Source organism: Streptomyces sp. NPDC002926 (assembly GCF_053591755.1).
Genome location: NZ_JBSFUK010000024.1, coordinates 45391 through 65265, shown reverse-complemented (window position 1 = coordinate 65265; position 19875 = coordinate 45391). Strand labels below are relative to the sequence as shown.

Annotated in this window: 16 protein-coding genes; 6 read left to right on the top strand and 10 right to left on the bottom strand. The window is 68.8% G+C overall.

The window, feature by feature from the left end; genetic code table 11:
* Positions 1 to 51 precede the first annotated feature (51 nt).
* Positions 52 to 1284, bottom strand: coding sequence for a YncE family protein (locus ACWDZ6_RS26840; RefSeq protein WP_451504886.1), 1233 nt, complete (start codon positions 1282 to 1284; stop codon positions 52 to 54).
* A gap of 340 nt (positions 1285 to 1624) precedes the next feature.
* Here ACWDZ6_RS26840 and ACWDZ6_RS26835 point away from each other — a divergent pair, with 340 nt between their 5' ends.
* Positions 1625 to 2284, top strand: a complete 660-nt coding sequence (locus ACWDZ6_RS26835; RefSeq protein ID WP_451504868.1) for a TetR/AcrR family transcriptional regulator — start codon at positions 1625 to 1627, stop codon at positions 2282 to 2284.
* An 87-nt stretch (positions 2285 to 2371) separates the two neighbouring features.
* Here ACWDZ6_RS26835 and ACWDZ6_RS26830 read toward each other — a convergent pair whose 3' ends face one another.
* A complete protein-coding gene (locus ACWDZ6_RS26830) occupies positions 2372 to 3082 on the bottom strand; it encodes a pyridoxamine 5'-phosphate oxidase family protein (protein ID WP_451504867.1) in 711 nt (236 codons plus the stop codon).
* An 865-nt stretch (positions 3083 to 3947) separates the two neighbouring features.
* Here ACWDZ6_RS26830 and ACWDZ6_RS26825 point away from each other — a divergent pair.
* From ACWDZ6_RS26825 to ACWDZ6_RS26815, 3 genes are all read left to right on the top strand, one after another.
* A complete protein-coding gene (locus ACWDZ6_RS26825; protein WP_451504866.1) occupies positions 3948 to 5228 on the top strand; it encodes a PucR family transcriptional regulator in 1281 nt (426 codons plus the stop codon).
* A gap of 217 nt (positions 5229 to 5445) precedes the next feature.
* A complete protein-coding gene (locus ACWDZ6_RS26820; RefSeq protein ID WP_326654430.1) occupies positions 5446 to 5715 on the top strand; it encodes a DUF485 domain-containing protein in 270 nt (89 codons plus the stop codon).
* The gene (locus ACWDZ6_RS26815) at positions 5715 to 7322 is read left to right on the top strand and encodes a sodium/solute symporter (RefSeq protein ID WP_451504865.1); all 1608 of its coding nucleotides are present in this window, start codon (positions 5715 to 5717) and stop codon (positions 7320 to 7322) included. Before ACWDZ6_RS26820 ends, ACWDZ6_RS26815 begins: the two co-directional genes overlap by 1 nt.
* An 82-nt stretch (positions 7323 to 7404) precedes the next feature.
* On the opposite strand, the gene ACWDZ6_RS26810 is transcribed toward ACWDZ6_RS26815, so the two are convergent.
* The 4 genes from ACWDZ6_RS26810 to ACWDZ6_RS26795 form a co-directional block, all read right to left on the bottom strand.
* Positions 7405 to 8652 (bottom strand): PP2C family protein-serine/threonine phosphatase, encoded by a 1248-nt coding sequence (locus tag ACWDZ6_RS26810; protein ID WP_451504885.1) that lies wholly within the window; start codon positions 8650 to 8652, stop codon positions 7405 to 7407.
* Between the two features lie 100 nt (positions 8653 to 8752).
* Complete coding sequence (locus ACWDZ6_RS26805; protein ID WP_451504864.1) at positions 8753 to 11200, bottom strand: SpoIIE family protein phosphatase; 2448 nt, start codon at positions 11198 to 11200, stop codon at positions 8753 to 8755.
* A gap of 2 nt (positions 11201 to 11202) precedes the next feature.
* Positions 11203 to 13329: a SpoIIE family protein phosphatase gene (locus ACWDZ6_RS26800; protein ID WP_451504884.1), complete on the bottom strand. Its 2127-nt coding sequence runs from the start codon at positions 13327 to 13329 to the stop codon at positions 11203 to 11205.
* 198 nt (positions 13330 to 13527) lie between these two features.
* The gene (locus tag ACWDZ6_RS26795) at positions 13528 to 13932 is read right to left on the bottom strand and encodes an ArsR/SmtB family transcription factor (RefSeq protein ID WP_451504863.1); all 405 of its coding nucleotides are present in this window, start codon (positions 13930 to 13932) and stop codon (positions 13528 to 13530) included.
* 106 nt (positions 13933 to 14038) lie between these two features.
* Between ACWDZ6_RS26795 and arsM the strand changes: the two genes are divergently transcribed.
* Positions 14039 to 14926 carry an arsenite methyltransferase gene (arsM, locus tag ACWDZ6_RS26790; RefSeq protein ID WP_451504862.1) on the top strand — a complete coding sequence of 296 codons (888 nt, stop codon included), beginning with the start codon at positions 14039 to 14041 and terminating at the stop codon, positions 14924 to 14926.
* A 50-nt stretch (positions 14927 to 14976) separates the two neighbouring features.
* Here arsM and ACWDZ6_RS26785 read toward each other — a convergent pair whose 3' ends face one another.
* Genes ACWDZ6_RS26785 through ACWDZ6_RS26770 form a run of 4 tightly spaced genes read right to left on the bottom strand, consistent with a single transcriptional unit; the run spans position 14977 to position 19200 of the window.
* Entirely contained in the window at positions 14977 to 16167 is a 1191-nt protein-coding gene (locus ACWDZ6_RS26785; protein ID WP_451504861.1) for an ABC transporter ATP-binding protein, read from the bottom strand.
* A 38-nt stretch (positions 16168 to 16205) separates the two neighbouring features.
* The gene (locus tag ACWDZ6_RS26780; RefSeq protein ID WP_451504860.1) at positions 16206 to 17039 is read right to left on the bottom strand and encodes a carbohydrate ABC transporter permease; all 834 of its coding nucleotides are present in this window, start codon (positions 17037 to 17039) and stop codon (positions 16206 to 16208) included.
* Positions 17039 to 17977 (bottom strand): carbohydrate ABC transporter permease, encoded by a 939-nt coding sequence (locus ACWDZ6_RS26775; RefSeq protein WP_451504859.1) that lies wholly within the window; start codon positions 17975 to 17977, stop codon positions 17039 to 17041. Before ACWDZ6_RS26775 ends, ACWDZ6_RS26780 begins: the two co-directional genes overlap by 1 nt.
* A complete protein-coding gene (locus ACWDZ6_RS26770) occupies positions 17974 to 19200 on the bottom strand; it encodes an ABC transporter substrate-binding protein (RefSeq protein WP_451504858.1) in 1227 nt (408 codons plus the stop codon). Before ACWDZ6_RS26770 ends, ACWDZ6_RS26775 begins: the two co-directional genes overlap by 4 nt.
* Positions 19201 to 19566: 366 nt before the next feature.
* On the opposite strand from ACWDZ6_RS26770, the gene ACWDZ6_RS26765 reads away from it, so the two are divergent.
* Positions 19567 to 19863, top strand: a complete 297-nt coding sequence (locus tag ACWDZ6_RS26765; RefSeq protein WP_389176697.1) for a DUF1876 domain-containing protein — start codon at positions 19567 to 19569, stop codon at positions 19861 to 19863.
* Positions 19864 to 19875 lie beyond the last annotated feature (12 nt).

Genomic DNA, 19875 nt, shown 5'->3' with positions numbered 1-19875 from the left:
TGCAGGAGCCGGCGGCGGATACGGGCGGCGGATACGACGGCGGCGCAGGGCTCAGCCTGCGGGGCTGGTCCAGTCGGCGGCCACATGGGCGATGCGCACACGCTGCGGGTGGTCGCCGACCGCTACGGACGCGACCTTCCTGCCGGTGGCGAAGCCGATCGCGGTGACGCGGTCGGCGCCGCTCTCCGAGATGACGCAGGATGCGCCGTCGCCGCTCACGGTCGCCCAGTACGGCTTCGAGGCCGGCACCAGCGGCCCCTCCTGGAGCGAGTTCCGGTCGACGATCGTCGCGTAGTCGTCCATGGTCCCGGCGATGCACAGCTTGTCGCCCGCGGAGTTCATCGACATACCGTGGTGGCGGGAGTCGTTGACCCATGTGGTGCGGTCTTCGCTGGTAGCCGGGTTCTTCGGCAGCGTCTTCGCCCGGGTGATCCGGTCGGATGCGACGTCGTACTCGAGGAAGCCGTTGAAGAAGGACACCTGGAAGTAGAGCTTGGACTGGTCCGGTGTGAAGGCGACGGGCCGCACCGCGTCGGACAAGTCCTTGCGGCCGAAGGCGTCGAGCCGCGAGCGCATGTCGATGACCTTCACCTCTTTGAAAGTGGCGGCGTCGACGACGGTGATGCGGCGATCGCCCTTCGTCCAGTCCATCGCGGGGTCGTCGAGCGCGGTGTTGACCTCGCCGATCGACATGTTCCACAGATACTTGCCGCCGTCGGTGAAGACGTTCTCGTGCGGCTTGTCGCCGGTCTTGAACGACCCGAGCTGCTTCCCGGTCCGGATGTCGAGCACATGGACGGTGTTGGAGGTGGAGGCCGAGACGGCGACGCGGGTGCCGTCGGGGGACACCGCCATGTGGTCGGAGCGGTATCCGGAGACGGCGAAGCGCCAGTTGACCCGGCCGGTGGCCATGTCGATCGACACGACGTCGGCGAAGCTCGGGCGGGAGACGACCATCGCCGAGCCGTCGGGGGTGGAGTACATGTCGTCGACGAACTGGTCGTGTCCCTCGCCGGGGCCGTTGCGGATGCCGAGAAAGTAGATCAGCTTGACCGGGTTGAGGTAGATCTCCGTGAGCCGCTGGGCCTTGTCCGGTATGACGTTGATGCGGCCGATCCTGGAGAAGTCGCCGTGGGACGCGATGACGTCGGCGGTGCCGTCCCAGTTGTTGCCCACGAACATCACCTCCCTGAGGTCGGCTGCGCCGGCATGTGCGGCGCTGCCGGGCGTCACTCGCGGAGCGGCGGGCGCGGCGGCCGCTGCCGCCGGGCCCGCGACGGCCATGGTGAAGGCTGTGGCGAGAGCGCCGAGCGAGCGCAGGGACGGGTGGCGCCGGGGAACACGCACGGAGACGATCCGCCGTGAACGCCGCCTTGTGGGCAAAGACATCGTCGTTCCTTCCGTGGGGGCGAGTGGGGCCTCGTGGTGCGGAAGTGGTACTGGCGGTGCCGGAAGTCGTAGTGGAGCGCGGCGAGTTGTGCCTCAACAGCTGGGTCTCGGGCCTGCCCCGCCCAATCTGAATACGCGTCCATTCAGATTGGGCTACTGGAAAGTAACGAGAGGCGGGACACTCCACAAGGCTCACGACACGAGAAAATGGTGCGGACCGACGAGGGAGGGGTCAGTGGCGGGCAGGCTCAGACAACCGACCGGCCGTTACGCAGGTAGGTCCGCCGAGGAACGGCAGGCCGACCGGCGTCAGCGGTTCCTTGCTGCCGGGCTCCAGCTCTTCGGCGACAGCCCCGGCTACCGCGCCACGACCGTGGCCGCTCTGAGCGAGGCCGCGGGACTGTCCACCCGTCAGTTCTACGAGGAGTTCCGCACCCTCGAAGACGTGCTCGCGGCTCTGCACCTGCAGGTCAACGACTGGGCGGAGGAGGCCGCGCTGGCCGCGCTCGCCGATGTCGACGGTCTGCCGATCGCGGAACGCGCCGCGGCGGCCTTCCGCGCCTATGCCGCCAACGTCACCGGCGATCCACGCCGTATCCGGATCACATTCGTCGAGATCATCGGTGTCAGCCCGCGGCTGGAGGAGCAGCGTCTGGCCCGGCGCTCCCGCTGGGTGGATCTCATCTGCGCGGAAGCCGCGGCGGCGGTCGGGCGGGGTGAGGCGGCGCCTCGTGACTACCGGGTCGCCGCGGCGGCCTTCATCGGAAGTGTGAACGGTCTCCTGCACGACTGGAGGGCCGGCTGGGTGGACGCGACGCTCGATCAGGTCGTCGACGAGCTGGTGCTGTTGCTGCTGGGCATCGTCCGCCCGGCCGGGTGGTGGCCCGACGCGTAGCGTGCCGCAAGCCAACTGGTCGAGCTGACCGGTGGGTTGGCATACGCGCAACAGCGTGCCGTCTGAGTGGGTCCGGCTCGTCCTCCGTCAGCGCCGGAGCCATCGACGGAGCCGACGGGATTCCGGAAGGCTCTCGCCGGAGTCCGCCCCGAACGCCCCGGACGCCCCGGACACTCCGGACGCCCCGGACGCCGCGGGGTGGGCGGGCATCCGGTCGGTGAAGTATGCGGAATCCTTGGGGCGATTCATTTCCGAGGCGCGCGGCCGTGGAGCGGGTTCCAGGTGCGGGATGTGCTTGGAGCAGTGGACATACGCCTCCTCGACCGTCATGTGTATCCACATCTGCGGCTGACGGCCGGGCGCCGCGTCCATCGGGAGGCCGGGGTATTCGGCACGTTGCTCCTGCTCGGTACGCAGCTCGGCCGCCCCATTGATGTGCAGACCTATGTGGTGTCGAGTGAAGTCGATGAAGAGCAGACCGAGATGAGGGTTCTCGGCGATGTTTCCGACGCTGGCCAGCACGCCGTTGCCGCGGTATTCGGGGTAGGTCAGTGTGCGGGCGTCCAGCGCGGTGACGAACCCGGGCGGCCCGGCGCGGAAGGTGGAGTCGCAGGCGCCGCTCGCGTCGGCCGTGGACAGGAACACCATGGTCTGTCGGGCTATGAACTCCCGCATGGGGGGCGTGAGGAAGTCATGCATCTGCCGGTCGTAGAAGTCGGCCGCGCGGTCGGCGGTGCCGAACTGCTTCTGCACCATGCGCTCGCCGGGGGAGCCGACGGTCTCGTCGTGTGGGCTCACGGCTGCTGGGTCTCCTCCTGAGAGCGGGCAAGGTCCAACTGCCGGGACGGGATGGGAACATCCCGGGTGTCGTCGTGCATCCGCGTCCGCGGTACTCCGAGCCGGAGTATGACTCACGTGGGCCCGCGGCTGCGGCTGCGTATTGAGGCAGGCTTCATAGTGGTCCGCGGTACGGAGTTCGTCCAGCTCATGGGGCAACGAGTTCTGCGGCCCACGCTGTGCTGATCGCGCGGCGGCGGCGTGATGCCCTGGAGCGGTCGCAGGGGTCCGTGACCGCGAATCCGCTCGCAACGGCGCGGAGCGCGCCGTCGACGTGGTCTCCTCGTCGAAGGTCGGCACCAGTACTCGGGACGTCCCCGGACCGGCGGTGATCAGACGCGGCGGTGATCAGACGCGGCGGTGATCAGACGGGTGGTTTCGGCCCGTGCATGCCGGGGCATCGGGATCTCCGCCCATGGCCGAATACCGATGCGAGGGTGCCCCTCGACACGGTGGTGCCCGGTCATGCCACGGTGCCTGTCGGCGTTGGCGGGCGGTCGCCGATCGTCGTGCCTCGGTGGGGCCGGGTGCTGCGAGAAGACGGCCCAGGGAGCGCCCCGGGGGAGCGAGCGAGTGTCGTTCCCGTCCGGGAACCGACCGCTTCGCGGGGGTGAGCCCATCCATACCGTGGCTGCGCGGAATCATCACGGTTTGGCTGAGACCTCGCCCCGAGCTAACCAACTGCTTAGCATGGTGGCTCCCTGGAAGGCGGCCTGCTTCCGCGCACCGACGGCTGACCCGGCGGAGGTCGCACGGCGCTCCGCCCAGCTCAGGACATGGCGGCTCGCCGTGGTGTTCTCGCACGCCCCGTCCACCTGGAGGGTCCATGCACACCAGTTCTCGCAGCCACGACGCAGTCGTCAGCGCCCCGCTGACCGATCGCATCATGAATTCCTCTCCTCTCCAGCTCTTCGACAGTGCCTGCCGGCACCTTCTGGGGCGTGGCACGGAATTCGCCGACAGCGTGGTGGAGAAGATCCGCGCCGAGGTGCCGTACTACGCCGACCTGGTGCTGGCACCACCGGACCTGAGGCAATCCGTGAGCACAGGCGTGCGCCACGGGCTGGAAGCCAGCCTGGATCCGACCAGGATCGTGGACGTGGAGCGCTACACAAGAGAGCTCGGCATAAGACGCGCGCAACAGGGCCGCCCTCTCGACGAGGTGCTGCACGCCTTCCGTGTCGCCGGCTCGGAGGTGTGGAGCGGGATCATCAGGGTGGTGGAGCGGGACGGACTCGGCGACTCGCGCCAGCTGGTACACGTGGCCGAGCTGGTGTGGAAGAGCAACGACCGCGACGCCGTCCTCGTCGCCGACGCCTACCGGCAGGTCGCCCACGGCGTCGCCAGCCGGCACGGTGAACGCGTCCGCCTGATCCTCGGCGCACTGCTGGAGAACCGCAGCGAACCCGATTTCACCCGGGATGCGGCGGCGATCCTCGATTTGCCGCTCGGCGGACGCTTCGCGGTAGCGGCGGTACGGGCCACACCGCCCTACGGCCACGTGCCCAAGACCGTTCCCGAGGTGCGCGGCATCCGGATCCTGCGCCACACCTGTCCACAGGGCGATGTGCTCGTCGCCCACCTGGGCGACCGTCCTCTGGACGCGCTCGCCTCCGGCCTGGCCGCCGGTCCCGGGACGCGTATCGGGATCAGCCCTGTCGTGCAGGGTCTGGACAGCCTGTCGCGCGCGCGTGACATGGCCGAACTCGCCGTTCGCACCTGCCGGGCCGACGGTGAGATCGCCCGGCTCGACTCCTGCCTGCCCGACGGGCTCCTGATCTCACGGCCCGACCTGTCCGCCGAGCTGGCCCACCGGGTGCTCCGGCCCGTGTACGACCTCGACCCCGCCGACCGTGACACGCTCTTCGACACCCTTGGTATCTGGGTGGAGAACGGTGGCTCCGCCGTCCGGACCGCCCGGCACATGTTCTGCCATCGCAACACCGTGCTCAATCGTCTGCGCCGCTTCGAGCAGATCACCGGACTCGCTCTGTCCCGCCCACGCGATCTGGTGCAGCTCACCCTCGCGCTCGACGCGCACCGCCTGCTCGGACCGGCCGCCGTTCTGGGCGCCCCGTACGAATTGAACCCCCTGCCGTCTGCCTGACGACGGATGCCCCCTCGTGGCAGTACGGCGCAGGCGGCGCGGGGCACGGCACAGCACAGCGCGGCTGAATGGGCATCAGCACAGTGATCTCATGTCGGTATTGGGAGAGGGCAACAGAGCGAGCACAGCGCGTGGACCGGCCTTAGCCGCACGTGCTCTGGTGAGCCCCGCACTTGAGGGGATCCGCCCTCATACCTGCCCGCCAGGAGACACCGTCATGGCTCAACAACACGCCGCCCGGCTTCATCATCAACCACGGCCGCATCGCCCGGGTGTCGCTTTCGCCGTGGTCAATGGACTGACCTTCGGCGTACATCTGCTGCTCGCCTGCTCCGCCGCCGACTTCATGGCTACCCGCATCTGGGGAGAGACCACCATCGGCGTGCTGGCAGTTCTCCTCCAGGGGTCTCTCCTGCTGTGGACGGCGGCGCGGTACGACCGGCGTGCGGGTATGGGCGTACCGAACGAGCAGGACGTGGAGTACTGATGAATCCTGACGTCCTCCTCGCCGCCGTGCCCGGCACCCTGGACACGGACACGCGCTCCCTGGTTCTCGTGGGCTTTCTTACCTTGATCGTTCCCATACTGTTCATCAGCGTTCTCAGCGGCCCTGAGAGGGACCGGGTCAACGAGTTCTACACAGCAGGCCGCAGGCTTCCGCCGCTGCGGGGGGCCCTCGTACTGTCCGGGGCATACCTGTCCGCGGCCACGGTGCTGGGCACCACCGGCACCGTGGCGGTCTTTGGCTACGACGGTCTGTTCATCGCTCTGTGCACCGTGCTCTCACTCGGCGTGCTCCTCCTGCTGGCCGCCCCCCTGCGCGAGCGCGGCAGCTACACCTTGGGTGACACCTTCGCTCTGCGGGCTCCGGGGCCCGCGGCGAGGATCGCGGTTGCCTTCGTGACATTGAGCGCATGCGTCCCCTACCTGGTCGTGCAGCTCTCCGGTGCGGGAGCGACCACCGCGATGCTGATGGGGCTGTCGGGGCCGGGCGCCGCACAGACGGCCATCGTCATGATCGGCGCGCTCGTCGTCTGCGCCACAGCGTTCGGCGGTATGCGAGGAACCCTCGCCCTTCAGGTGATCAAAACGGTGGCGCTGCTCTGCATGGCCGTGGCCGTGACAGCTGTGCTGTTCCATCGCTTCCACTGGAGCACCGACTCGCTCGTCGACGCCGCCAGACAGGGCAGCGGCCGACCGGCCGTCTATATGCGTCCAGGCCTCCGGTTCGCCGGCAGCACCGGCGCCCGGGGCACACTCGACTTCGTCGGTTTGATGATCACCATCGTGCTGGGTGTGGCGTGCATGCCCCACGTTGCCATGCAACTCAACGCGGCTCCCGACCCGGCCTCCGCGCGCCGCACGGTGCGCCACACCGTCGGCATCGTCGGTGCCTTCTGCCTCGCCACAGCGGTGACGGGGTTCGCGGCCGCCGCGTTGATCGGTGCCCCGGCGATCCTGGCCGCGGATCCGGGAGGCAACAGCAGCCTGCTGATGCTCACCGGCGAACTGGCGGGCGGCACGTCCATCGACACGGGCGGGGCATTCCTCGTCGTCCTCGTTTCCTCCGCGGTGTTCCTCACCGCGCTGTCGGTCGTCGCGAGCGTCACCCTGGCGGCCGCCGGGGCGATCGCCCACGACCTGTACACGCAGGTTCTGTTCCGTGGGCGTACGACCGAGGGCCGGGAAGTGGCCGCCGCGCGCTGGGCGTCCGCCGGGGTCGGAATACTGAGCATCGGGTTGGCGGTCTGGGTCCAGGGATGGAACGTCGGTTTCCTGTCGGCTCTCTCCCTGGGAGTGGCCGCCTCCTGCCTGCTGCCGGCGCTGGTGTACTCCCTCTTCTGGAAGGGCTACACACGAAGCGGACTGCTCTGGACGCTGTACGGAGGCCTGTGCTGTGCCATCGGGCTGCAGATCTCCGGCCCGGTCTTCTCGGGCACGCCCTTGGCGTTCTTCCCCGAGTGGCACCTCAACTGGTTCCCGCTCCAGACGGTTGTCCTCGTGTCCATGCCCGCCGCGTTCCTGCTCGGCTGGCTGGGCAGCGTTGTCGGAAGGCGGCGGGTGCCGGGGGGCGCGGAGCGTGCCATGGCATAGGGCGGCGCCGGCCCGACCGGGCCGACGCCCGCAGATGGGCTTGCGGCCGTTCCTGTGAACGGCCATGGCTCATAGACGGATCTCATAGACGGATGACGACAAGAGCGGTGTCGTCGGTGTTGCCGCCCAGCGGGATCAGTGTGGACAGCAGGCGGTCGGCGAGGCTGTCGGCATCGGCAGTGGGATGCCGGGTGAGGCAGTCGGTGAGGCGGGCGAGTCCGGTGTCGATGTCCTCATCGCGGCGTTCGACCAGTCCATCGGTATAGAGCACGAGGGTGGCGCCGTCGGTGAAGGCGACGGTGGCCTGGGGGCGGGGGATGTGCTCGGGACGGGCGCCGAGTGGGGGGTCGGTGGCCCGGTCGAGAAACTCGACCAGGCCGCCGGGATGGAGCAGCGCAGGCGGCAGGTGTCCGGCGCTGCTGTAGGTAATGGTGTGGCTGTCCCAGTCGACGATGGCCTGGACCGCTGTGGTGGACTCGGCGCCGTCGACGGAGCGGGCGTACTGGCCGACTACATCGAGCGCCGTAGCGGGTCCGTCGGCAACACGTACGGCGGCGCTGAGGGCGCTGCGCAGCTGTCCCATGACGCCGGCCGCGGGCAGGCCGTGGCCGACCACGTCGCCGACGGCGACAGCGATGCGGTCGCCGGGCAGTTCGGCCAGGTCGTACCAGTCGCCGCACACGTTCAGAGCGCCGACGGCGGGCTGGTAGCGCACCGCCACCCGGTGATGGCCGACCGGTCGCGGTGCAGGCAGCATCGCTTCCTGCAGGGCGAGGGCGACCTGCCGTTCGCGGGCGTGTGCCTGACGCAGTCGTTCGTTGACCTCCTGCAGTTCCCGGGCGCGGGTGTAGAGCTCGGCCTCCATCAGCCGGTGGCGGTCTCCTCCTGGGAGGGAACGGGCGCGTCCGTCACGGCTTCGGGCTTTGATGAGCTCGGTGACTTCCTCCACCCGGTGCACGATCAGCACCACCTGCCCGTCGGGACCGAGGACGGGGGCGTTGACCGGGCTCCAGTACCGCTCCTCGAACACGCCGCGCCCGTCAGCTGCCTCGACGTCGTAGCGTTGCAGCGCCATGCTGTCGCGCGAACCCGACTCCACCACCCGCAGCAGTGACGCTTTCAGGTTGCGCATACCGGACGCGTCGGGGTCGCCGGGATTGTCCGGGAAGACGTCGAACAGATGGAGACCGATCAGCTGTTTCCGGGTGCGGCCTGACAACCGCAGGTACTCCTCGTTGGCGTCGGCGTACACCATCTGCGGATTGAGCAGCGCCACGGCGCTGGGCAAGGCATGGAAAACGGCCTCATAGTCGGTCGCGGATTCCCACATCATTGCTTCCCGCCTTGTGCTGCGTCGCTTCGATCTTGCGACTTTTCCACCGTATGCACCAGCGGAAGCCTCGGCCGGACAGCCACCCACGCACGCTGATTCACTCTGCCGGCGTGGCGAGCAGCGGTTGTTCGGTCCAGATGGTCTTGCCGTCGCGCGTGTACCGGGTGCCCCACCGCTCGGTGAGCTGGGCCACCAGGAAGAGTCCGCGACCGCCCTCGTCGGTGGTGCGGGCCCGCCGCAGATGCGGCGAGGTGCTGCTGGTGTCGGACACTTCGCAGATGAGGTGGCCGTCACGGATGAGGCGTAGCCCGATCGGCCCGCCACCGTACCTGTAGGCGTTGGTGACCAGTTCGCTGACGATCAACTCGGTGGTGAAGATCATCTCCTCCAGCCCCCACTCGGTCAGCTGGGATCCGGCCAGCTCGCGGGCCTGAGCGGCGGCAGTAGGTTCTACCGGCAGCTCCCACGTGGCCACCTTCTCCGTCGGCAGCACGCGGGTACGGGCGATGAGCAGTGCCACGTCATCGGCCACGTCATCGGTCGGCCGGTCGTGCAGCAACGCGTCCCCCACCACCCTGCAGGTCTCCTCCAACGAGCGGGTGGGCACGCTCAGCGCCTCGCACAGATCCGCCAGACTCTCGTCGACGTCTCGCTTGCGGGCCTGGATGAGGCCGTCGGTGTAGAGGGCCAGGAGGCTGCCCTCGGCCAGTTCCAGCTCGGCTGCCTCGAACGGCAGCCCGCCCAGGCCCAGCGGCGGACCGGCGGGCAGGTCGACGAGGTGGACCTGCCCGTCCGGGGTCACCATCACCGGCGGCGGATGACCGGCGCGGGCCAGGGCACATTGCCTGGAGACCGGGTCGTAGACCGCGTACAGGCAGGTTGCGCCGATGATTTGAGGGAAACGCTCGTCGGTCGGCTCCTGCTCGGCGGCGAGCCGGTCCACGAGGTCATCGAGGCGGGACAGGACCTCGTCGGGGGTGAGGTCGAGGTTGGCCAGGGTGTGTACGGCGGTGCGCAGCCGGCCCATGGTGGCCGCCGCGTGGATGCCGCGGCCGACCACGTCGCCGACGACGAGGGCGACGCGAAGCCCGGAGAGCGGGATGACGTCGAACCAGTCACCACCCACGCCGGTCGTATCGTCGGCCGGCAGGTAGCGGTGGGCGATTTCGACCGCGGGGTGCGCGGGCACCTCGTGCGGGAGCAGGCTGTGCTGCAGGGTGAGCGCCGCGTCGTGCTGCTGTGTGTAGCGGCGTGCGTTGTCGATGCAGACCGCGGCGCGGGAGGCGAACTCCGCGGCGAGTGTGAGGTCGTCCTCCTCGAACGGCTCGGACCGTCGCCACCGCCAGAGACTGAGCAGGCCGAGCACGAGCCCCCGGGCGACCAGCGGCACGACCATCAGCGAGGGGTTGCCCAGACTGAGGACGCGCTCGGCCCGCTCCGGGTCCTCGGGGAGCCACCCGGTAACGCCTTCCTGATGCGTGTCGAGGACCGGACGCCGCTGGGCCAGGCACCGCGCCTGCAGACTCTCCGGCGGGATGTGAATCGTGCGGCCCACCGGATACATCACCCGCGGCGTGTCCGGCAGGACGCTGCGGATAGCCGTCCGGCGCACGGTTCCGAGTACTTCCTGGATGGGCTCCTCGCCGCGGGCCACCGGCTCCAGGAGGTCCACGGAGACGCAGTCGGCGAGGTCCGGGACCGCGACCTCGGCCAGCTCATTCGCCGTCCTCGCCACGTCCAGCGTGGTTCCGATGCGGGCGCTCGCCTCGTTGAGCAGGGCGAGCCGATGGCGCGCCCGATAACGCTCGGTCACATCCTCGACCGTCTGTGCCACGCCGAGGATGCGTCCGGAGGGGTCCTCTATCCGGAACGCGGATATCGATACGAACATCTCATGGCCCGGGTCCCGCCGCAGAGCGCAGGGCTGTTCGGTGAAGATCGAGGACCGGCCCGTCTCCAGTACCTCCCCCAACTGCCTCACCACCGTGTCGGAGTCCCGCTGGATGAGGAAGTCGCTGACGTGGAGCCCCCGGTGTTGCTCTACCGGTATCTGACTGAACTTCGAGATCGCCCGGTTCACCCGCAGGAGGCTCAGATCCGGGGCGAAGACGGACAGGCCGATCGGGGAGCGGCGGAACAATCCGTCCAGGACCGACCGGTCCCTCTCCCACTGGATGACCTCCTCGGCCGGCGCGGCGACGAGAAACCACTCGCAGCCGGCGTCGCCCCTCGTGATCGCCCGGGCCCGGCACCCCAGCTCCACCCGCTGACCGTCGCGGTGCCGTGCGGGCACCACCCCGAACCAGCCCCCATCACGTAGGCATACGGCCAGCGCGTCCATGACGACGTCGTCGTCCTGGAAGTCGATCAGGAAACCGAGCGCCGTCCGCCCGAGTGCCTCCTTCGGTGGGTAGCCGAGCAGCGCCTCGGCCCGCTCGCTCCAGCCGATGACCGTCCCGCGGTCGTCCAGCACCGCCGAAGCCGCGCGCCCTACCGCGAACGGGTCCTCCGGGCCCTCGCTGAACGTCGTCATCGGTGTGTCCATCGCTACCACCCTTGCGCCTTGCGAGCGGGACCGCGCGAGCGGAGCTGCTCGGAGTGACTGATCACCGAGTCCCGAGGACGCGGAGTTCTGGCGAGGAGCACCGCCACATCGTCCTGAGCCGTGGAGGGCAGCAGCCGGCCGAGGATGCGGTCACAGATCTCCTCCAACGGATGATCGAGGTGCCGCAGCGCCTGGGCGAGTTGCTGCATGCCCTGGTCGAGGTCTCTGTCGCGTGCCTCGATGAGGCCGTCGGTGTACAGCACCAGCAGACTGCCGGGGGGCAGCGGCACCTGCTCGGTCCTGAAGTCCTGCCCGCCCGCTCCCAGGGGTGTACCCGGGGGGCCGTCGAGGAACGCAACAGTCCCTCGGGCCTCGGCCACGGCCGGAGGTGGATGGCCGGCCCTGGCGATCAGACAACCGCCGGCAGCCCGGTCGAAGACCGCGTAGACGCATGTCGCCATTTCATTCTCACCCAGGTCGCTCACGACGGCGTCCAGGGAACGGAGCATCTCAGCCGGGGGGATGCCGTGCCGTGCCAGCGTTCGCACCGCTGTGCGCAGCTGTCCCATGACGGCAGCCGCATGGATTCCGTGCCCCATGACGTCCCCGATGACCAGCCCGGTCCGGCCGTCGGGCAGGGTGATGGCGTCGAACCAGTCGCCGCCGACCGCGTGGTCGCTGGCGGGCAGGTAGCGTCCGGTGAGTTCCAGGCCGGTCACGTCCGGCAGCGCGTTGTTCGTCAGGCTGCGTTGCAGCGTGAGCGCCGCCTTCCGCTGGCTGGTGTACATGCGCGCGTTGTCGATGTTCAGCGCCGCCCGGGCGACCAGCTCGTCGATGAGCACGCAGTCCTGCTCATCGAATCGCTCGCGGCTTCGGGCACGCGTCACCACCACGGCGCCGAGCACCTTGCCACGGGCGACGAGCGGGACCAGTCGCGCGGCGCCCAGGGTGCTCAGGTAGGTACGCAGTTGCTCGGCGCGCGGATCGGTGATCAGCGCCGGGACATCGGTCTTGTAGAGGTTCATGGGGCGCCCGTCGGCGATGACCCGCTCGTACACCGAGCCGAGCGGGACCTGGAAGGTCGCGCCTACCGCCAGTTTCGCGGTGGGGGCGGACGGATCGGGGAAGGAGACCGCCAGACGACGCACCACGCCGTGGGTGGATGCGGCGGCCTCATCGGGGTCGAGTACCTCTTCCAGCAGTTGTACGTCGGCCGAGTCGGCCAGCTGCGGCACCAGTACCTGCACCACTTCCTCGGCGGTCTGCCGCAGGTCCAAGGTGGTCCCGATCCGGGTGCCGGCCTCGGCCAGCAGCGCCAGGCGATGCCGCGCCTGCCCCGCCTCGATCTGCGCCTGCTGCCCGGCGGTGATGTCGATCAGCGAGGCGATCAGGCCCAGCCTCCGGCCGACGCTGTCGAGCAGCGGAGCATAGGAGCAGGACCAGGTGCGGTCGTGGTCGGGATCGGCCGGCGTGCGACCGGTGCGGCGTACGTCGACCACCGCCTTGCCGCCGTCAAGAGCCTTCCGCATCGCCCTCTCCAGCTCCGCGGCGTTGACGCCCGGCACGACCTCGGCCGGGCGCTTGCCGATGTGGTCGGCCGCGGAGACGCCCTGCATCCGTGCCAGCGCGTCATTGACCCGCAGGAAGCGCAGATCGGGGCCGAGCATGGCCAGGCCGATGGGGGACTGGGTGAACAGGCCTTCCAGTGCCGCGAGTGAATCCCGCATGCGCAGGACCGCTGAGGTCTCCACGGCGATGGCGAGGATGCCCGTCCCTCCCTGGGGGTCTGCGGCCGGGCAGATCCACATCTCCATCGGCACGAGATGCCCGTCGCGGTGCCGCACGGGGAGGGACCCGACCACAGCCTCACCCGCCCGGACTTTCCGGATCAGGTGATCGGCCAGCTCCCAGTCGGGCTCGGGAACCAGTATCGGGACCCCGTGCCGGCCGAGCACCTCCTCCGGCGGGTAGCCGAGCAGGTCCTGGGCGGCGAGCGACCACTCCACCAGGCGCCCGTCCGCATCGGCCCGCCACAGCGCGATCGGAAGGAGGTCGCGGAGCACACCCGCGTACCCGACCGCCGACAGGGGCTGGTCCGGCAGATCACTCGTCGACTCGTGTGTGTCCAACACAACGACCTAACCCCGGGGTGGGGCACTATGCCTGCCGGTAACTCCCGGGCCGTCCAAGGGCCGGGTGCTGCCGACGCATCACCGGTGCGGCGTCTCCGGTTGCAGCGACTCCAGGTGCAGTTTCCATCAAATCACCCCGAGGCGCGGCGTGGGCGAACGGAGCCGTGATGCGGCGCTCCCGGAGGCGGTTGCCGGTTACCGGGCCGACCCGGTCGCGCCGTCGAGGGACTGGTGGGGCTGAGATCCGGGACGGGTGAGGGTGCCGGCGAGCTTGTCGGTCATCTCGGGCAGCAGCCAGTAGTACACCCACGTCCCGCGTCGTTCGCAGTCGATCAGCCCGGCCTGACGCAGCAGCTTGAGGTGGTGGGAGATCGTCGGCTGCGACAGATCGAACGCCGGGGTCAGGTCGCAGACACAGATCTCGCCGCCGTCGCGCGAGGCGATCATCGACAGCAACCTGAGTCGCACCGGGTCGCCCAGGGCCTTGAAGACCTTGGCCAGCTCGACGGCCCGGTTCTCGTCCAGGGGAGCGGTCAGCAGGGTGGGGCAGCATCCGCCGATGCCGTCCTGGCCAAGCGTCACAAGCTCTTGTTTCGACATACTTTTATGTTGACATCTCTCTATTCAAGGTGCAACCTTGCATTGAAGAACATCGATATAGCCGTCCTGGGGCTGCCCCGGCCCCTGCCATCGAGGAGTGAAGGTCATGAGCGAGCTGTCCACCGATCTGCACGAGACCGTCCGCCGGCGCTATGCGGCCGCAGCCGTCCAGGTTGCCGAGGGCGGAAGCGCCTGTTGCGGCCCCCAGGCCGTCGAGGTCGACGAGAACTTCGGCTCCACTCTCTATGCCGCCGACGAGCGCGACGCCCTCCCGGCCGAGGCCGTCGCCGCCTCCCTGGGTTGTGGGAACCCGATCGCCGTCGCCGACCTGAACGCAGGCGACCGCGTGCTCGATCTCGGCTCGGGCGGTGGCATCGACGTCCTCCTCTCCGCCCGTCGGGTCGGCCCCACCGGCAAGGCCTACGGCCTGGACATGACCGAGGAAATGCTGGCCCTTGCTCTGGCGAACGGGAAGAAGGCCGGCACCACCAACGTCGAATTCCTGAAGGGCACCATCGAGGCCATCCCCCTCCCGGCGAACACGATCGACGTCGTCATCTCCAACTGCGTCATCAACCTGTCCACCGACAAGCAGGCGGTATTCGCCGAGACCCACCGCGTGCTGGTTCCCGGCGGCCGGATCGGGGTCTCCGACGTCGTCGCCGACGACACCCTCACCCCCGCCCAGCGGGCCGAGCGAGGCGACTACGTCGGCTGCATCGCCGGCGCCCTCTCCTTCACCGAATACCGGCAGGGTCTGAAGGCGGCCGGGTTCATCGACATCGAGATCACTCCCACCCACGCCGTCGCCGACGGCATGCACTCCGCCATCGTCCGCGCCACAAAGCCGGCCACCGACACCGACACCGACACCGATGGGGACCGGGACGGCTGCTGCGGCGTCACCGCCTGTTGCACGACGGGCGAACAGGCCACCGACCCGACCACCACCGTCGCCGATGCCAAGGCCGCATCGGGCTGCGCCTGCAATTGACCTGAACTGACCTGACACGACGGCGACGGCGACGGGCCGGCCAGGTCCGCTCAGCCGCCGTTGTTCTCCCGGTGTGTGAGGTTCAGACCGGCGCGTGGGTCGAAGACATGCATCCTCGAGGTGTCCACCCACAGCTCGGCCTGGCTCCCCTCGCGGACCTGTGTCCCCGTACTGAGCCGGACGACCACCTGGTGGCCGCTGGCTCCCGTCTCACTGATGCCGGAATCGGCGGCCAGCTCCTCCAGTTCCGAGGTGGTGGTCGGCTGCCAGTCCTCCTCGGTGAAGTAGGCGTAGACATCCGAGCCCAGGGACTCCACCACATCCACGGTGGTGGTGAAGGTCGTCCCCGACCGGCCCGGATCGACCATGGCGGCATCCTCGAAGGCTTCGGGCCGCAGACCCACGATGAGGTCCCGGGGCGCGTTCTGGCGCTCCAGACTCCGGCGTACCTCGTCGGACAGCGGGAGGTCGCCGACGATGGTGCGCAGCACGTTCTCCTCGAGGGTGGCGTGGAGGAAATTCATGGCGGGTGAGCCGATGAAACCCGCGACGAACAGGTTGCGTGGCTCGTCGTAGAGATGCTGGGGGGTGCCGACCTGTTGAACGACGCCGCCGCGCATGACGACCACGCGGTCCCCGAGCGTCATCGCCTCGGTCTGGTCATGGGTGACGTAGACGGTGGTGGTGCCCAGACGTTGCTGAAGGCGCGAGATCTGGGTGCGCATCTGTACCCGGAGCTTGGCGTCCAGGTTGGACAGCGGCTCGTCCATCAAGAACGCCTTGGGGTTGCGGACAATGGCACGGCCCATGGCGACGCGCTGACGTTGGCCGCCCGAGAGGTTCGCGGGCTTGCGGTCCAGATGATCCGTCAGGTCGAGGATGCGGGCGGCCTCCTCCACCTTGTTCCTGATGGTGGCCTTGTCGACCTTGGCCAGACGCAGGGCGAAGCCCATGTTCTCCCGCACGGTCATGTGCGGATAGAGGGCGTAACTCTGGAAGACCATGGCGATGTCGCGGTCCTTGGGCGCCTTGTCGTTGACGACCTGGTTGTCGATGCGGAGGGTGCCGTCGGTGATGTCCTCAAGTCCGGCGATCATGTTGAGCGTGGTGGACTTGCCGCAGCCGGAGGGCCCGACCAGGATGACGAATTCCCCGTCGCCCACTGTGAGGTTGACGTCCCGGACGGCCAGGGCGCCGTCGGGATACCTCTTGGTGATGCCCTCGAGAACGATCTCGGCCACAGTCGGTGCTCCTTGTCCTGACGGCCGGCTGCTGCCGGTCAGCCCTTGACGGCCCCGGACGTCAGTCCGGCGACGATGCGCCGCTGGAACAGCAGCACGAAGGCGATGATCGGAATGGTGATCACTACCGCGGCGGCGGCGATCGAACCGGTGGGTTGCTGGAACTGGCTGCTCCCGGTGAAGAAGGCGATCGCCGCCGGCACTGTGCGGGCCCTGGTTGTCGAGGTCAGGGAGATGGCGAACAGGAAGTCGTTCCAGCAGAAGATGAAGACGAGGATGGCGGTGGTGAACACGCCCGGCGCGGCCAGCGGAGCGATCACCAGCCGGAAGGCCTGGGCGGGCGTGGCCCCGTCGACCTTGGCCGCCTTCTCCAGATCCCACGGGATCTCCCGGAAGAACGCCGAGAGGGTGTAGATCGCGAGCGGCAGGGAGAAGGTCATGTACGGGATGATCAGCCCCGGCCAGGTGTCGAAGATCCCCAGGATGCGCTCGATGTTGAAGAGCGGGGACACCAGGGAGATCGGCGGGAACATCGCGATCAGCAGGGACATGCCGATCAGCAGCCTCTTGCCGGGGAAGCGGAGCCTCGCTACGGCGTAGGCGGCCATGGTGCCCAGCACAACGGCGATCACTGTGGCGATCAGGGCGATACCGATCGAGTTGATCAGGGCCCGGGTGAACTCCGAGGTCTGGAAGATGCCGCTGTAGTTCTCCAGGGTCCACTGCTGAGGGACGAAGCTGCCATCGGTGAGGGTGCTGGGGTCCTTGAACGACAGGGCCGCGATCCACCAGACCGGGAACAGGGCATAGGCGATCACCACGGTGTTGGCGATGGCCCAGCCGGTGACATGCCTCCTGCCCGCGCCGGCCATCAGCGTCCCGCTTCCTGTGAGCCGGGAGCGGCAGCCCCGAAGAGTTTGATGAAGGCGAAGGCGATCAGGCCGACGCACAGGAAGATGAGCACGGAGATCGCCGATCCGATGCCGAGGTTGAGCGCGGTGAACAGGTTGTCGTAGCCGAGGATCGACACCGAGCCGGTGCCATGAGCACCCGAGGTCAGCACATAGATGTTGTCGAAGACCCGGAAGGCGTCCAGGGTGCGGAACAGCAGGGCCACCAGGATGGCCGGCTTCATCAGCGGCACCGTGACGAGAATGAAGCGCTGCCAGGCGGACGCACCGTCGACCATGGCGGCGCGCAGCGTCTCCTCGGGCACCAGGGCGAGTCCGGCCAGCAGCAGAAGCGCCATGAAGGGGGTGGTCTTCCATACCTCGGCGAGGATGATCAGCCCGATGGCCGGCCACTGCTCGGTCAGTGGCGCATCACCGGACGGCAGCAGTGCGGCGAGGTAGCCCGTGTCCGGGGTCCAGGCGTACTGCCAGGAATAAGCGGCGACCACGGTGACGATGCCGTAGGGGATCAGGATCGCGGTACGTACGGTTCCCCGGCCGAAGATGGCGCGATGCATGACCAGGGCCAGCGCGAAGCCGAGGACGAGTTCCACGGCTACGGAGATGACGGTGATGAACAAGGTGACCCAGAACGCCTCCCACCAGAACTCGGAGGAGAGCACGGCCGCGTAGTTGCTCAGGCCCACGAAGCGCGCTTGATCCGGGAAGCGCAGGTCGTAGCGTTGCAGCGACAGGTAGATCGCGTAGCCGATGGGGTAGGCGGTGACGGCGAGCATGACGACCACCGCGGGTGCGCACAACAGCCATCCCAGCCGTCGCTCCTGCCGCGCGCCCTCGGACAACGCCTCGGCCCCGCCCGGGGCCGGGGCCGTCGACGTGGCGGGAGTTGCGGTGTTCACGGGATCAGCCCCTTGGACTGGAGGGCGTCCTCGATCTGGCTGCCGATGTGTTCGACGTCGCTCAACGGATTGATCGCCGAGGGCGGGGAGAGCGTGTGCGAGATCGCGATGGACACGTTCTGGTAGGCGGGGGTCTGGGGGCGGACGCTGGCGTTCTCCAGTGCCGAGAGCACTTCGGCAGCGAACGGGTAGCTCTTGAAGAGTGTCTTGTCGAAGTAGAGCGCGCGCAGGGTGGGCGGCAGACCGCCCTTGAGCGCCGCCGCCATCTGGTTCTGACGATTGCGCAAGCACAGCGCGGCCTCGAACGCGAGGTCAGGGTGGCGAGAGTAGGCACCGATGGCGAGGTCGATACCGCCGATGGTGGGTTTCGATGGCCGGCCGGGGTCCACGCCGGGGTACGGCGCCCAACGGAAACTCTTGAACAGAGCGGGCTTGTTCGACTTCATCGACGGATAGACGAACGGGTAGTTCAGCTCGAAGGCGGCGTTCCCCGACTCCATGGCCAGCCGGTTCTGATCCTCCATCTGGTTGGACAGCGAGGGGTCCGCGGCGGGTGAGGTGGCCAGGTTGTGCATGATCGTGGCCGCTTGGACCGCGGGCGGGCCGAGCGAGGGTGCTGTGGCTGTGGCGTTGAGGATGGAGCCTCCCGCGCTCTCCACGAGCGTGTTGAACCAGACCGTCAGCCCTTCGTACTGGGCGCCCTGAATCTCGACGTAGTGAGGCTTGCCCTCCTTGGCGAGGCCGCGCGCCATACCGAGCATCTCGGTCCAGGTCTTGGGCGGTTTGGGCACGAGGTCGCTTCGGTACCACAGCAACTGGGTGTTGGTGTTGTACGGGACGGCGTACAGCCTGCCCTTCCACGTCGCCGTCTGCAGCGGTACTTCGAGGGTGCCCGCGGTGGCACTGCGGCGATTGCCGCCCGTCCACGGCAGGATCCAGTTGGCCTCGGCGAACTCCGGGGCCCAGGTGACATCGAGGCCCAGGATGTCCAGGGTGTCGTCGTGTGCGGCGAGTCGGCGGACGAGCTGCTGACGCTGGCCGTCCGCGCCGCGCGGGAGCTTGTTGTACACGATGCGGTAGCGCCCGCCCGAGGCGCGGGTGCAGTTGCTCGCCGCGTCGGCCAGGGCACCCGAGTCGTCCGGGAAGTTGTACCAGTTCAGGCTGACCGGGCCGGATTGCTCCGAGTCGCAGGAGGTGAGCAGTCCGGCCAGCAGGGGAATCACGGTGAGGCACCGCAGGCGCCGTGCGGCGCCACGTCCGGCGTCACGACCCGCGAGTCGCGGCGATGCGCCGCCGCGCGCCCGTGTCGGGGCCCGACCGTTCGTGTGCCCCACCGTTCACCTCCCGGACCTGGCAGCACGAGGTGCCTGGTCATCCCGCGCAGCGCCTCCGTCCCCGGAACGTAATGGCTCCTCCGCGGCTACCGGCGCAACGCGTCGTGCCGGAGTCAGGAGATCCCCCGGATGGCCAGCCCCTTGCCCCGTGTCAATCTGTTTGTGGATGACGCGCGCCCGGGCCCTGCTGGAGGGATCCTGAAGGCAGGACCGTGCTGCGGCGGCGCGCCGTGGCGGCGGGTGAGGAGGTGTGCGATGACTCGGACACTGGAGTGGCAGGTCCGCGTCCGCCTGACCGAGGAGGACGGCACGACGAAGGCCGAGGCGGTGCTGGACACCGGCACCGCGACGCTCACCGGCCATGGGACAGCCCACTGCAATCCCCAGGACGTGGACGTCCCCGCGATCGGCGACGAACTGGCCGCGAGCCGCGCCATGAGGGACATCGCCGCGCAGCTGATGAGGGTGGCCGACCATGACCTGGAGGCCGTGGGCGCCGGAGCGGGGAGCGGACCCATCCCACCGCCGTACGGCTGGTCGGACATCGCCTAGCAGCGCCGTTGC